Source organism: Marimonas arenosa (assembly GCF_030848945.1).
In the GTDB taxonomy this organism is placed as follows: domain Bacteria; phylum Pseudomonadota; class Alphaproteobacteria; order Rhodobacterales; family Rhodobacteraceae; genus Marimonas; species Marimonas arenosa.
Genome location: NZ_JANHAX010000004.1, coordinates 76,983 through 91,061, shown reverse-complemented (window position 1 = coordinate 91,061; position 14,079 = coordinate 76,983). Strand labels below are relative to the sequence as shown.

6 protein-coding genes are annotated in these 14,079 nt (G+C 64.9%); 2 read left to right on the top strand and 4 right to left on the bottom strand.

The genetic code is table 11. The annotated features are described in order from the left end of the window. Window positions 1-100: 100 nt before the first annotated feature. The gene (locus tag NO357_RS13750) at window positions 101-1,276 is read left to right on the top strand and encodes an acetyl-CoA C-acyltransferase family protein (RefSeq protein WP_306736266.1); all 1,176 of its coding nucleotides are present in this window, start codon (window positions 101-103) and stop codon (window positions 1,274-1,276) included. Window positions 1,277-1,328: 52 nt separating this feature from the next. Here NO357_RS13750 and pbpC read toward each other — a convergent pair whose 3' ends face one another. Both pbpC and NO357_RS13740 read right to left on the bottom strand, forming a co-directional pair. Continuing rightward, window positions 1,329-3,374 carry a penicillin-binding protein 1C gene (gene pbpC / locus NO357_RS13745; RefSeq protein ID WP_306736265.1) on the bottom strand — a complete coding sequence of 682 codons (2,046 nt, stop codon included), beginning with the start codon at window positions 3,372-3,374 and terminating at the stop codon, window positions 1,329-1,331. After that, on the bottom strand, window positions 3,371-8,806 hold the full coding sequence (locus tag NO357_RS13740; protein WP_306736264.1) for an alpha-2-macroglobulin family protein: 5,436 nt from the start codon (window positions 8,804-8,806) through the stop codon (window positions 3,371-3,373). Before NO357_RS13740 ends, pbpC begins: the two co-directional genes overlap by 4 nt. A 165-nt stretch (window positions 8,807-8,971) precedes the next feature. On the opposite strand from NO357_RS13740, the gene NO357_RS13735 reads away from it, so the two are divergent. Beyond that, the gene (locus tag NO357_RS13735; RefSeq protein ID WP_306736263.1) at window positions 8,972-11,173 is read left to right on the top strand and encodes a response regulator; all 2,202 of its coding nucleotides are present in this window, start codon (window positions 8,972-8,974) and stop codon (window positions 11,171-11,173) included. Window positions 11,174-11,214: 41 nt separating this feature from the next. On the opposite strand, the gene yaaA is transcribed toward NO357_RS13735, so the two are convergent. Both yaaA and recQ read right to left on the bottom strand, forming a co-directional pair. After that, on the bottom strand, window positions 11,215-11,976 hold the full coding sequence (yaaA, locus tag NO357_RS13730; protein WP_306736262.1) for a peroxide stress protein YaaA: 762 nt from the start codon (window positions 11,974-11,976) through the stop codon (window positions 11,215-11,217). Window positions 11,977-12,011: 35 nt separating this feature from the next. After that, window positions 12,012-14,054 (bottom strand): DNA helicase RecQ, encoded by a 2,043-nt coding sequence (gene recQ / locus NO357_RS13725; protein ID WP_306736261.1) that lies wholly within the window; start codon window positions 14,052-14,054, stop codon window positions 12,012-12,014. Between the last annotated feature and the right edge of the window lie 25 nt (window positions 14,055-14,079).

Sequence of the window (14,079 nt, the reverse complement as noted above, 5' to 3'; positions counted from 1 at the left end):
GTTGTGACGCCGGGGCAAGTCTCGGACTGACCTCTTTTCCCCGACCCGGCCGCCCCGTATGGTCCTTTAACGAAACCTTCACCATCCCGGGGCAAGACTCATGACTGATATTGTAATTCTCGACGGTGCCCGCACAGCCATCGGCACGTTCGGCGGCGCGCTCGCCGCCACACCGCCAGCACAACTCGGCGCCATCGCAACGAAAGAAGCGCTGGCGCGCTCGGGCGTTGAAGGTGGACAGATCGGTCACGTGGCGTTCGGTCACGTGATCAACACCGAACCGCGCGATATGTATCTCAGCCGCGTGGCCGCGATCGAAGCCGGCATTCCCGACTCCGCGCCGGCGATGAACGTGAACCGCCTCTGCGGCTCGGGCGCGCAGGCGATCGTCTCGGTGGTGCAGTCTCTGATGCTGGGAGATGCCGATTTCGGTCTTGCCGGCGGGGCGGAATCGATGAGCCGCTCACCCTATATCGTGCCGCAGCAACGCTTCGGCCAGAAGATGGGAGACGTCAGAACGCTCGACATGATGCTCGGCGCGCTGAACTGCCCCTTCGGCACCGGGCATATGGGCGTAACCGCGGAAAACGTGGCCGCCGAACATGACATTTCCCGCGCGGCCCAGGATGCCTTCGCACTGGAAAGCCAGGCCCGTGCCGCCCGCGCCATAGCCGAAGGCCGCTTCCGCGACCAGATCGTGCCGGTCGAGGTTCGCGTGAAGCGCGATCTCGTCCCCTTCGACACCGACGAACACCCCAAGGCCACCTCGGCCGAGGCGCTGGCCGGTCTGCGCCCGGTCTTTCAGAAGGACGGCACAGTAACCGCCGGCAACGCCAGCGGCATCAACGACGGTGCAGCCGCGCTGGTTCTGGCCCGCGCCGAAGCGGCCGAGGCCGCTGGCCTCAAACCCCGCGCCCGGGTGCTGGGCTATGCCCACGCCGGCGTCCGTCCCGAGGTGATGGGCATCGGCCCGATCCCTGCAGTCGGAAAGCTCCTTGAAAAAACTGGACTTTCCGCTTCCGACTTCGACGTGATCGAGTCGAACGAAGCCTTCGCGGCCCAAGCGCTCGCGGTCAACAAGGACCTCGGCCTTGACCCGGCGAAGGTCAATCCCAACGGCGGCGCCATCGCGCTTGGCCACCCGGTCGGAGCCACCGGCGCGATCATCACGGTCAAGGCACTTTACGAACTCGCCCGGGTGGGCGGGAAAAAGGCGCTGATCACCATGTGCATCGGTGGTGGCCAGGGCATCGCACTAGCTATCGAGGCGCTCTGAGCGCAACGTTACCCGCCCGGCCCCGGGCTTGTCCCGGGGCCTATTTGACGTCTCACTCCAGCCGAATACTGACTCGCGCCGACCGCCCCTTTGCGTCGATTACCGAGAGGTTCAGGAAGCCCGTGCCGCGCCACGGCAGTTCAATCTCGCGTCCCCGCGCGCCGGTCACCAGCGGCGCCCCGTCCGCCAGCACGGTGAACGGGGGGCGGCCCTCGCGGATCTTCACCACCAGCGGGATGTCGTCTTCCAATGGCAGCGTGGCGCCGTCGGGCGGGAAGGCCAGCACCGGTGCATCGGCGGCTGCCTCGAACACCGCGCGGCGGCCACGGAAGCGCTGCAGCGGCTGCGGCAACCGGGCGTTGGCCACGATCAGCGTCTCGGGCGGCGGCGGCGGCAGCTCATCAAGCGCGGGTTTCAGCCGGTGAAACAGTTCAGTCAGGATCGGTGCGGCCAACTCGCCACCGAACGCCCCGGGCACCGGCGTGCCGTCCGCCCGCCCGATCCAGACGCCGGCGACGTGCGCCCCATCGAAGCCAATGGCCCAGGCATCGCGATGCCCATAGGACGTGCCGGTCTTGTAGGCCAATCGGCCCTTTCCCTTGCCCCCGGCCGGGGTCAGGCCGGCCAGGATATGGCTCACCTGCCAGGCCGCGGCACGGCTGACGACGCGCTGCCCCTCTCCCCGCACCTCAGCGGATTTCCACCTCAGCTCAATAGCGTCACCACCACGCGCCAGGCTGGCATAGAGCTGCACCAGATCCTGAAGCCGTATACCAACACCACCAAGGGCCACCGCCAGTCCGGGTTTGCCACCCGGGACCACCGCCTCAACTCCGGCACGGCGCAGCCCGGCCATGAAGCGGGCCGGGCCGATCTCGTCCATCAACATCACTACTGGGATATTGAGCGACAGCCGCAGAGCCTCGGCCACCCGCAACTCGCCCCGGAACCCGCCATCAAAGTTCTGCGGCGCATAGGAACCGAACGCCACTGGCCGGTCGTCGATGATCGTTTCGGGATGCGCCAACCCACGGTCGAACCCCATGGCGTAGACCAGCGGTTTCAGCGTCGAGCCCGGGCTGCGCAGGGCTTGGGTCATGTCCACGAAGCCCTGCCGCGCGCTGGTGGTGCCATAACTTGCCGATCCGACCGAGGCGAGGACTTCGCCGTTCCTGTGATCGGCCACCAGCATCGCGATCGACAGTTGATCGGGCAACCCGCGCAAGCTTGTTGTCGCCAGCCGTTCCAGCGCTGTCTGCAGCTCACCATCCAGCGTCAGGTCATGCCGCACGGCGAGAGGCTCCTGCGCCCGCACCCGATCGGTCAGATGTGGCGCCAGTGCCGGAAAAGGTCGCCGCGCCCGCGGCACCGGCTCGGCCAAGGCGGTGTCATGCGCCTCCGCTCCGATGATCCCCGCCGCGCGGATCCGCGTCAGCACCCGGTTGCGCGCCGTCTTGGCTGCCTTCCAGTCGCGGTCCGGCCGCCGTGCCTCGGGCGATTGCGGCAGCGCCACCAAAAGCGCCGCCTGCGCCGGCGTCAGCCGACGCGGCTCCTTGCCGAACCAAGACAGCGTCGCCGCCCGCACACCTTCGAGATTGCCGCCAAAAGGCGCATGGGTCAGGTAAAGCGCAAGAATCTCCTCTTTCGACAGCTTCCGCTCCAGCGCCAGCGCCAGCCGCATCTGCCTGATCTTGCCCGAGATTTTCCCGGTGCCGCTGTCTTCCAGCAGCCGCGCCACCTGCATGGTCAGCGTCGACCCGCCCGACACCACCTTGCCGTGCCAAATCGCCTGCGCCACCGCGCGCACTATCGCCCGCATGTCCACCCCCGCGTGGCGCCAGAACCGCCGGTCCTCATAAGCCACCAGCATCCGCAGGTACACGGGATCAACCTGCGCCACCCCTGCCCCCAACCGCCAGCGCCCGTCTCGCAGCGTATAAACCCGCAAAAGCTGACCCTCGCGGTCGCGCATCTCGACCGAGGTCTCGGCCAGCAGCGGCGGCAGTTCGGTCCCCGCCACCCAGCGGTCCAGCGCATCGCGCCCTGCGGCCCCGACAAACATGAGGACGGCCAGGGCTATGAGCAGCCAGGTCCTCATTCGGCGATGCGAAACCGCCCGGTCGCCGTCTGTGCGCGGTAGTTCGGGCGGTACATGTCCTCGACCTGCGCCGCCGGGTGATGGAACTCCCCAGGACTGACAGCGCGCACGATATAGGCCAGTTGAAAGGCCTCGTCGCGGCGCCAGTCGATGGCAGCCAGGAAACGATCCGAGCGGAACTCGGCATGGTCCGCCTCACCCGGTTTCAACCAGTCCAGAGCGCGGATATCGCCCGAGCGGATCAGGTTCGGATTGTCAATCTCGAAACCAGCCGGCAGCGGATCGTCGATGATCAGCCGCGCCTCACCCTTCTCGAAGGGCGTCACGCGCAGCAGCACCACGAAACGGTCGCCAACCTCAGGAGATAGCGTTTCGACCGGTCGCCCGTCCATGGTGTAGTAGAGCCGGTCGATGCGATAGCCATACCCGCCCGCCTCCGGCGCCACCTGCGGAACGCCGAACGTGGTCAGCGTCACATCGGTGTCGCGCCCACTCTCGTTGCGGATCGCCACGCCATTGCCTAGGGTCTCGTCTTCCAAAAGCTTGACCAGCGGTCCTTCGACCGGTGTACCGTTCAGGGTCAGCCCGGCAATCGACGGATCCTCGACCAGCGCCCGCGCCGCCAGCAGCGTCCAGACGCTTTCCTGGGTCGAGAGCCGTCCCTGTGCGGCACCGACTCGAGCGGCCAGCGCCTGACGGTCGACCGCGTTCGAACCGGCCTCGACAGCCAGCGTCAGCACCCCGGCGGCATCGCGCAGGTTGGTGCCGTAATCGACCCGCCAAACCGGCGCTTCCGTCTTGGCCGACCGGGCAGAGATCATCCGACCAGCCCGTGCGAACATCCGGTCGGCCCGGGTCTGGTCGCCATACATCGCCAGCGCCGCACCGATCTGGGCCACGCCTAATGGCGTTGTGAAGGCTTCAGCTTTCTCGTCGGCATAGTAGCGCAGGTCCGCCATCGCCGCCGCGCCCTCGCGTGCCAGCACCATCAGTGCATAGGCGATCTCACTGCCGCCCTCGTCGAAATCGGGATAATAGTTCACCCGGTTGCGCAGGTTGTCCATTGCCAGTCGGAAGGCGAGTTGCGGCACGTCATAACCTTCGGACCGCGCTCGGCTCAGGAAATCCGAGACATAGGCGTCGAGCCAAAGATCCCCTGACTCCGGATACCACAGCCCGAACGACCCGTTGCTCGATTGCCGTGAAAGCACCTTCTCGATGGCTTGGTCGACCCGCTCCTGCACCTTGTCGCGCGCGCCCAGCCCCAGCGCCTGTGCGACGGAGCCGAAATAGAGCAGCGGCATCGCCACCGAGGTCACCTGCTCGGTACAACCATAGGGATACCGATCGAGCGCGGTCAGAAGACCCGGCGCGTCGAGTTTGGCCAACGGCCCCGCCGAAACGATCGCCGATCCGGTGCCCGGTCGCATTTCGGAAAAGACGTTGTCGTCGAGCGTGAAGGTATCGCCCGCCGCCAGCGTGAACCGCCGGGTGACCGCCACTTCCGGGTCGTTCATCCGCACCGGCATCGTCAGTTCCTTGGTCAGTTGTTTACCGTCCGGTGTGGTCAGCGCCACGCGGATCGCATGGTCGCCGACATCACCGGCCACCACGGGGATCGAGAAGGTTGCTTTTTCCTTTTCCCCGAGTGTCAGACCCGACGGGACGTCACCGGACAGCCTCACGCCGGTTGCGCTGACGTCCAGCCCCATCCGGCCGGTCGGCCCTTCGGCATGGACGATCTCCAGCAGCAGCCGCGAGGTATCCCCAGGCGACAGATAACGCGGCAGGCTCGCCGTCACCACCACCGGATCACGGACCAGAACGTCCGCCTCGGCCTGCCCGACAGACCCCTTGCTCCAGGCCACGGCCATCAGCCGCACGGTGCCGTTGAACTCTGGGATATCGAACGACACCTCGGCCCGACCATCGGTGCCGACCTCGACCGGTCCGCTGAAGAACGCGACCAGCTCCTCGGTCGGCGGCGGTGATTGCAGGCTTGCCTCGTCCATGGCGTCCCCGCCCGACCGCACCGCGCCAAGCGCGCCCGACATGCCGTCAATCAGTCGGCCATAGACGTCACGGATGTCCATCCCCAGCCGCCGCTGGCCGAAATAGTGATCCGACGGGTCGGGACTTTCAAAGCCTGTGAGGTTCAGAATGCCCACATCCACCGCCGCGACAGTGACATAGGCGGTCTCACCCGCTTTCACACCCTCGACCTTAACCGCCGCCGTCAGCGGCCCGCGCGGCGCGGACTGCTCCGGCGCCTCCATGGCGACCTGCAGTTGCTTCGCACCCGGGTCGATCTTGGCATAGGAAAGCCCCATTGCCCGCGCCGGGTTCTGGCCGGCGGAAACGTCCATCGGCCGGATCACCGAAGCCGTCACATATGCCCCCGCGCCCCAGTCGTCCGTAACCTCCAGTTCGACCAGGTTCTCGCCCTCACGCACCTCGACCGCCTTCATCGTGATCAGCCGGTTCGACATCACGGCAATCAGCGCCTTGCCGGCATAGCGCGGCACCAGGCGCAACGTCGCGGTATCGCCACTGCGATACCCCGGGGCATCAAGTGACAGATCAAGCACATCCGGCGTGCTGACCGTATCGGCGGGCACGTACCAGCCGGCATAGAAATCCTCGGAACTGGCAACGTACTCGCCATCGGCCCGTTCGACCACAAGCTCGTAGCGGCCCCAGTCGACCTGCGCACCAATTTCAACTGGGGTGCCACCCAGCATGACTTCGCCCTGGGAGACCTTCTTGCGGGTTGTGATCGCCTCCCACTGCCAGTCGCCGTATTCCTTGTACCACTGATAGCGGCGGTGGACCCGGTTCAGCGTCCATTTCACCGGCATCGCCACGGGCGTCAGATCCGGGCTCAGCGCGATCAACTGGAAGCGCGCCTCGCTGCCTTCTTCGACCTCGTCTTCGAACAGGGGTTTAATCCCGATGACCGGACCCGCTGGGGCCACGGCCTGGATCAGGCGGCGTTCAACCGGACGGCCGGAACCCTCGGCCACGCGGGCGATCACCTCGAGCTCCAGCGGCCGGTCTTCGACCGGCGCCTGCGGCAGGCTCACCGGCACGATGGCCACACCGTTCGCCCCGGTGCGGCCACCGTCGAAATAGCCCCGACGCGACGTCGCTTGAGTGTCGTGACGGCCGAACACGAAACCTTTCCACCCTTCGACCTCGCGCTTGGCGCGCAGGTTGGTGTCTCCTTCGACCGGCAGATCGCTGCCCGGCGCGCCGAAGAGGTAGTCGACCTTCACGCTCATATCCGCCGTCTCGCCTGGCCGCAGCCGGTCCTGCAGCATCGCCAGCTCGAAATCGATCCGCTCGGGCAGGAAATCCTCGACCAGCAAGGTCGTGCTCGCCAACGCTGGCGCATCGACATCGGCCTTGATGTCCAGTCGCCAGGTCCCACGCGGCACCGAAAGACCCACCGGCATGTTGAAGACATGGCCGCCCGACACCCCAGTGCTCGAGAAGTGACGAGCATATTCCACCCCGTCCGGCCGTGTCAGAATCGCCGTCAGCGGCAGGTCGTCGACCGCCTCGGCCACACCGTCGCGCGCCAGCACGGTGGCGTTGATCACCTCGCCCGCGCGATACGCGCCGCGGTCGGTCGCCAGGAACACGTCCACCGCCCCGGCAGGAGCGCGGCCTTCGACGCCGCGATCGGACAGGTCAAACGCCGGGTCGGTCAGCGACAGGAAGGCCATGTCGGTGTCGCCATCCTCGACCAGAACCAAACCCGGCTCGGCCCCCTTTGACCCGCGCGTCAGCCCTGCCTCGAACCTTGCATAGCCCTGCGCATCAGTCACGGTCGTGCCCAACACACGATTCGACCGTGACAGTAGCGTTACCTTCGTTCCCGCCCGCGCCGAGGCATCACCTAGCGCGCGTACGAAGACGTGAAGCCCGTCGGCGCCGTTCATCGTCGTGAGCCCCAGGTCGGTCAGGACAAACCACTGCGTCGCGCCCTCGTCATCATAGACATCGACGCCGGGAATCGCTGCGCTCAGCGCGTAGACTCCGGGGGCCAGATCCCTGACGATGTCGCCCATCGGCAGGCGTGTGGTCATGTCGCGATTGATCTCACTGTCCACCTGGCCCGTGCCGCGCCAAATCTCTTCGCCAACCTCGCCGGCAAAGCTGCGCGAATTCCAGTAGGTCAGCCGCTTGCCGAAATAGTTGTCCTGTATGGCGCGCAGGATGTTGCGGTCCGACACCCGGCGCAGCACCAGGTCAAGTTCTGTCAGGTTCACGGTCTGCACCGGGATTGCGGCATCTGCAGCCTTCGGCAGGACATAGGCCCGGCCTGCGAAATTGACCGACGGCGACCGGTCGCGCACGTAGAAACGCAGCTCGACATCCTTGATCAGCTTCTCGCCGCTGGCCGCAGGCAGGCCTTCACGGAAGGTCACCACGTAACGCTCACCATGGGTGGCGCCGCCAATGCAGATACGGTTGCCCTCGGTCTCGACCGACATACGCTGATCGGGCAGCTTGATATAAGGCGCGTAATCCACCCCTGTGCGGACCAGGTGTTCCGAGAATTCGGCGCAGACCCGCGGGTCGGCTTTGTCGCTTTCGACCTCATGCTCGGTGATGCGGAAGCCGTATTTCGCAATCGCGCTGTCGAGCCGGGCCTTCAGTTCCTCGCGCGGCTGGATCTGTTCGGCCAGCCGCAGCACCGGGATCATGTCGCGTCCACGCTCGAGCCGTTCGAACGCATCTGCTATCGCCGACAATGCGTTGACCCGCTGGGCATCGTTCAGTGCGCGAAGGTAACCGTTGACCGCTGCGCCGACCGCGCGATCTGCATAATTCCTCTTGTCGCTTGATTTCTGCGTCTGGATCGCCAGCGACAATCGGCCATATTCCACCCACTGATCGCTGCGATCGGTCACCGCCACCGCGGCCCCGGTCCACCGCATCGCGTTCAGATAATCCTTCTGCGCCCGCCGGTCTTCGGCCGCATTCAGCAGGGCTTCGGTCGTGTACTGCCCACCGGGATGGCGCGACCCGATGTCCCTTGCCTGAGCCAGCGCTTCCGACAGATCGCGCTTCGACAGGACCCGGTCGAGTTCCTCGCCCCGCGCATCCGCCACCCGTGCCACCCGCGGATCAAGCTCCAGCACCTCGGCCGAGGTCGCGCCTTCGTAAGGCTGTCGGTCGCTGACCGCGGATTTCGGGAAACAGCTGTTCGAGCGGCTGTTGAAGGTAAAGGCCTTGCAGCGATTGTCGTTCAGGCAGGCGTTGCGGCAGGATTGCAGGTCGGTGTCGAACAGCGCCTGCAGATCGGAGCCGTAGAAATCGACATCCTTGGTCACGACGAGGCGGCGATCGGGGACGTATTGGTCAGCCAGAGCCGGCAGAACGAATCCAATCAACAGGGCGAAGGCGGCAAGAACGCGGCGCATGAAATCCTCCAGTCTCGAATGCGCTGATGGTGGCATGACGGGCGACCGGTGGCAACGATTCCCCATGGCGCGGGGGGGCATGACCGTGCCCCCACCCGGCTTAAACGAATGTTCACCATGACCCAGCATGATCACCGCCACGTTCGGGCAGGCCGGAGAATGGGCATGAATCTCGCCAGCAAACTCGCGGAAGAGCGGCGCCTGCGGCTCGCCGCCGAAAGGCTGCTGGAGCAGAAACAGGCCGAACTTTTCGCTGCCAACCGCAAGCTGGGCCTGCATGCGCGCAAATTGTCGCACGAAATCGTGGAAACCCGGGCCGAGGTGCAGACCATCCGGTCCGAACACGAGAAGATCAAATCCGACCTGACCGTGGCGAACCAAAAGGTCGAGATCGCCGAGCGCCGCCTTTGGCACTCGATCGAAACCATCCAGGACGGCTTCGCCTTCTTTGACTCTGACAGCAAGATGATCGCCGCCAATAAGGCCTATCTCGCTGTTTTCGACGGGCTGGAAGATGTCGGCCCGGGTGTCTCCTATGTACGGGTCCTGCAATTCCTGACCGATGAGGGCATAGTTGACCTTGGTGACACCCTCCCCGCGGCGTGGCGCAAAATGATGCTGGACCGCTGGCACAAACCCACCCCGGAACCCATTGTGCTGCGACTGTGGAACGGCGAATATGTCAAGGTGATCGACCAGCGCGGCCATGGCGGCGACATCGTCACGCTGGCGCTCAATATCTCCGACACCGTGCGCTATGAAAAGGAACTCAAACGCGAACGCCGCCGCGCCGAAGAGGCGGCCCGCGCCAAGGCAGCTTTCCTGGCAAACATGAGCCACGAGATCCGAACGCCAATGAACGGCGTCGTCGGCATGGCCGAGCTTCTGTGCGACACCGCGCTCGACGATGAGCAGCAATTATTCGTCGATACGATCAAGAACTCCGGTGAGGCGCTACTCGTCATCATCAACGACATCCTCGACTACTCCAAAATCGAGGCCGACAAGCTGGTGCTGCGGCCCGAGCCCTTCGATCTGGAACGCACGATCCACGAGATCATCTTGCTCCTGCAGCCGGCAGCACGCGACAAAGGCCTCGATCTGGCCGTTGACTACGACCTGTTCCTGCCGACCGGCTTCATCGGCGACGGCGGTCGCATCCGCCAAGTGCTGACCAATCTGATAGGCAATGCCGTCAAGTTCACACTCGAGGGTCATGTCCTGGTCCGCGTCGTCGGCGTTCAGGGCGAGGACAGCCCCGAAACCCAGTTGCATGTCACCATTGAAGACACCGGCATCGGTATCGCGGCCGACAAGATCGGCCACATCTTCGGCGAGTTCAATCAGGTCGAAGACGATCGCAACCGCCAGTTCGAGGGCACTGGACTGGGGCTCGCGATCTCAACAAAACTGATCGAGTTGATGGGCGGCGCGATCTGGGTCGATAGTGAAGAGGGCAAAGGCTCGGCCTTCGGTTTTCGCATTACGCTCGCCGCCACTGCCACACCTCGGACCGCGGTCCCGACCCTGCCCGCAGCACTGGGACGGGTCATTATTGTCGATGATCTGGAAATCAACCGCATCATCCTGTCCAAACAGCTCGAGGTGCTGGGCCTGACTACCGTTTGCTGCGCCAGCGGGACGGAGGCGCTTGAGCTCATAGACGACGGAATCGACCTCGTACTCACCGATCACAACATGCCCGAGATGGACGGGCTGGAACTCGCGGCCGAACTGCGCCGGCGCGGGCATACACTGCCGATCGCCGTGCTGTCTTCCTCGACCAACTTCGCCGAGAAAGACCCCGCTATCGGCGAGGTTCAGGCGCTGCTGCAGAAACCGCTGCTCCGCAGCGAGTTGTTTGCCGGCCTGCAGGACATCGCCACAAGTCTGGCTGTACCGAAGGATCTCCCACCGTCGACACGATCTCCCGAGGCTGCGCCGAAACGTGCCATGAGGGTGCTCGCGGCCGAGGACAACAAGACCAACCAGTTGGTCTTCCGCAAGATGGTCAAGACCCTCGACATCGACCTGCAATTTGCCGGTAACGGGCTTGAGGCAGTAAACCTTTACAAGTTATTCGATCCCGATCTGATATTCATGGACATCTCAATGCCCAAAATGGACGGCAAGGACGCCACCGCCGAGATCCGGGCGCTGGAACGCGAAACCGACAAGCATGTGACCATCGTGGCGCTGACCGCCCATGCCATGGACAGCGACCGCGAGGATTTCCTCGCCGCAGGGCTCGACCACTACCTGACCAAACCGCTGCGCAAGGCCGAAATCTTCGCCGTGATCGGTGAACACTGTCCCGAAGCCGCCCGTCCCGTCATCGCAGACGAGGACACGGCGCAATCGGCTTAGAGCGGGGGCCGGCGCGGGGCGGCGGTCGTCCTGCCGCGCGCTCACCCCTCCTCGTCGCGCAGGAAGACGAGCGTGTGGCTCTCCGACATCTCGGGCCGGTAGGCATACCCCCCCATGTCGAATGACTTGAGCGCTTCGGGATCGGTCAACCGGCGCTCGATGATGAACCGCGCCATCGATCCGCGCGCTTTCTTGGCGAAGAAGCTGACGATTTTGGGGGTTCCCTGACGCATTTCCTTGAATACCGGCGTGATCACGCGCAGCTTCAGCGCGTTGCGGTCAACCGCCTTGAAATACTCTTCGCTGGCACAGTTGATCAGAATATCGGTGCCGATCGCCTCGGCCTGCGCATTCAGGGCTTCGGCAATCTGGCCGCCCCACCAGTCGTAAAGATTCTTGCCTCGGGGGTTTTTCAGGCGCGAGCCCATCTCCATCCGGTGCGGCTCAATCGCGTCGGTCGGGCGCAACAGCCCATACATCCCCGAGAGAATCCGCAGATGCTCACCGGCCCAGGTCATCTCGTCCTGATCCAGCGAATTCGCTTCCAACCCGGCATAGGTATCGCCGTCGAACATCAGCGCCGCCGCACCGCGTTTCATTTCGCCGAATTCGCGATAGCGCTCGTAGTTGAGCTTCGAAAGCTTGTCGCTGATCCCCATCAGCTTGGCGATTTCACCCTGGTTCAGCCCCCGTGCCACGCCAGCCAGGTCTTCGGCCTGATCCTGAAACATCGGCTCGGTCAGGTCGAATTTCGCCTGCGGGTCTTCATTCAGCCGCTTGGCTGGCGACACGACGATCAGCATGGTTTCCCCCGATTCATCTGCTGCGAACCCGGTTTCTACCCCGCCTCACGCAGGATTTCCAGAAACGCCGCGCCGAAACGTTCGGCCCGCTTTTCCCCCAACAGCCGCGCCATCGTGCTCGAATCCCGCGGCCGTGTCTCAGCTACCTTGGCCAAGAGAGAGGCTGAACAGCTCATCGGCTTGTCGAATCCCTCGGCGCCGCGGGCCAGATCAGCCTGCGCCTCGCGCAGCCGGTCGTAAAGCGGACCCGCCTCCCGCCCGGCCAGTTTGCGCCGCGAGGGGTGCACTTTGTCCACGTCGCCCGCGACAACCTCGAGAAAATCGCGGCCGTAGCGTTCCAGCTTCTTCGCCCCGACGCCGCCGATCCGCGCCATCTCATCCAGCGACTTGGGCCGGGTTTCGGCCATCTCGATCAGCGTGCGATCATTGAAGATAACATAGGCCGGCACCGACTGCGCCTCGGCCAGCGCCCGGCGCTTGGCCTTGAGCGCCGACAGAAGCGGCGCGTCCTCGTCCGACACCAGCGCCTTGACCGCGGGCCGTCTCTGCGCGGCCTTTATGCTATCCTTGCGCAGCGTGATGCTCGCGTCCCCGCGCAGGATCGGATGTGCCGCCTCGGTCATCTTCAGCGCACCGTGGCGGGTCGGGTCGGGCCGGCACAGATCGTGCCCCATCATCTGCCGGAAAATCGCCTGCCACTCGGCGCGGGAATAGTCCTTGCCTACGCCAAAGGTGGGCAGGCTGTGGTGCCCTCTTTCGCGTACCTTGTCGGTGACGTTGCCGGTCAGGATATCGATGAGGTGCCCCGACCCGAACCACTCCTCAGTGCGCAGCATCGCCGACAGCGCCATACGCACCGGCTGGGTGCCGTCAAAACTCTCAACGGGGCGCGCGCAGACATCGCAGTTGCCGCAAGGCTGGGTCAATTCTTCACCGAAATAGGCCAACAGTCCCTTACGGCGGCACGCCAGCGCCTCAGCCAGGCCCAGAAGCGCATTCAGCCGGCCATGATCCGCCACCCGCCGCTCGGGCGGGGCCAGACCTTCGTCGATCTGGCTGCGCCTGAGCCGAATGTCTTCCGACCCGAAAAGCGTCAGCGTCTCGGCCGGCGCCCCGTCGCGGCCAGCGCGGCCGATCTCCTGGTAATAGGCCTCGATCGATTTGGGCAGATCGGCATGCGCCACCCAGCGGATATCGGGCTTGTCCACCCCCATGCCAAAGGCCACGGTGGCCACCACGATCAGCCCGTCCTCGGTGTTGAACCGGTGTTCGACCTGGCGGCGGTCGTCGGCCTCCATACCACCGTGATAGGCGCAGGCGTTGTGCCCGTCTTCGCGCAAGGCCTGCGCCAGCCCCTCGGTCTTGGCCCGCGTGCCGCAATAGACGATGCCCGATTGCCCCTTCCGCGCCGCAGCGAACTGCAGGATCTGCTTGCGCGGGGAATTCTTGGCCTCGAAGGCCAAGTGGATATTTGGTCGGTCGAACCCGTGCAAGAACACCTCCGGCGCCTGCCTATCGAACAACCGCGCCACAATCTCCTCGCGCGTTTCCAGATCCGCCGTCGCGGTAAATGCCGCCAGGGGCACGCCGAGCGCCCGCCGCAACTCACCGATGCGCAGGTAATCCGGGCGGAAATCGTGGCCCCACTGGCTGACGCAATGGGCCTCGTCCACGGCGATCAGCCCCACCCCGATCCGCCGCAGCATTCCCAGAGCCGAGCCAGCCGCCAGCCGCTCGGGCGCGATGTAAAGCAGCTTCAGCCGTCCGGCCTCAAGCGCCTCCCACACCGCATCGGTCTCTTCCGGTGTATTGCCTGAAGTCAGCGCCCCCGCTTCGACGCCGGCCTCGTGCAAGCTGCGTACCTGGTCCCGCATCAGCGCGATCAGCGGCGAAATCACTACCGTGACGCCCTCGCGCATCAGTGCAGGCAACTGGAAACACAGCGACTTTCCCCCGCCCGTCGGCATGATCGCGAGCACGTTGCGCCCCTGCGCCACCGCCTCGACAATCTCTTCCTGCCCGGGACGGAACGTGTCGAACCCGAAGACATCGCTTAAAAGCGTGGCAGCGCTTTGCATGATGGTCCCGTAAGTCTTATTATCT

Bases quoted from the DNA above. Each gene is read 5' to 3' on its own strand.
- NO357_RS13750 (WP_306736266.1), top strand. From the start codon at position 101: ATGACTGATATTGTAATTCTCGACGGTGCCCGCACAGCCATCGGCACG.
- pbpC (WP_306736265.1), bottom strand. From the start codon at position 3,374: ATGAGGACCTGGCTGCTCATAGCCCTGGCCGTCCTCATGTTTGTCGGG.
- NO357_RS13740 (WP_306736264.1), bottom strand. From the start codon at position 8,806: ATGCGCCGCGTTCTTGCCGCCTTCGCCCTGTTGATTGGATTCGTTCTG.
- NO357_RS13735 (WP_306736263.1), top strand. From the start codon at position 8,972: ATGAATCTCGCCAGCAAACTCGCGGAAGAGCGGCGCCTGCGGCTCGCC.
- yaaA (WP_306736262.1), bottom strand. From the start codon at position 11,976: ATGCTGATCGTCGTGTCGCCAGCCAAGCGGCTGAATGAAGACCCGCAG.
- recQ (WP_306736261.1), bottom strand. From the start codon at position 14,054: ATGCAAAGCGCTGCCACGCTTTTAAGCGATGTCTTCGGGTTCGACACG.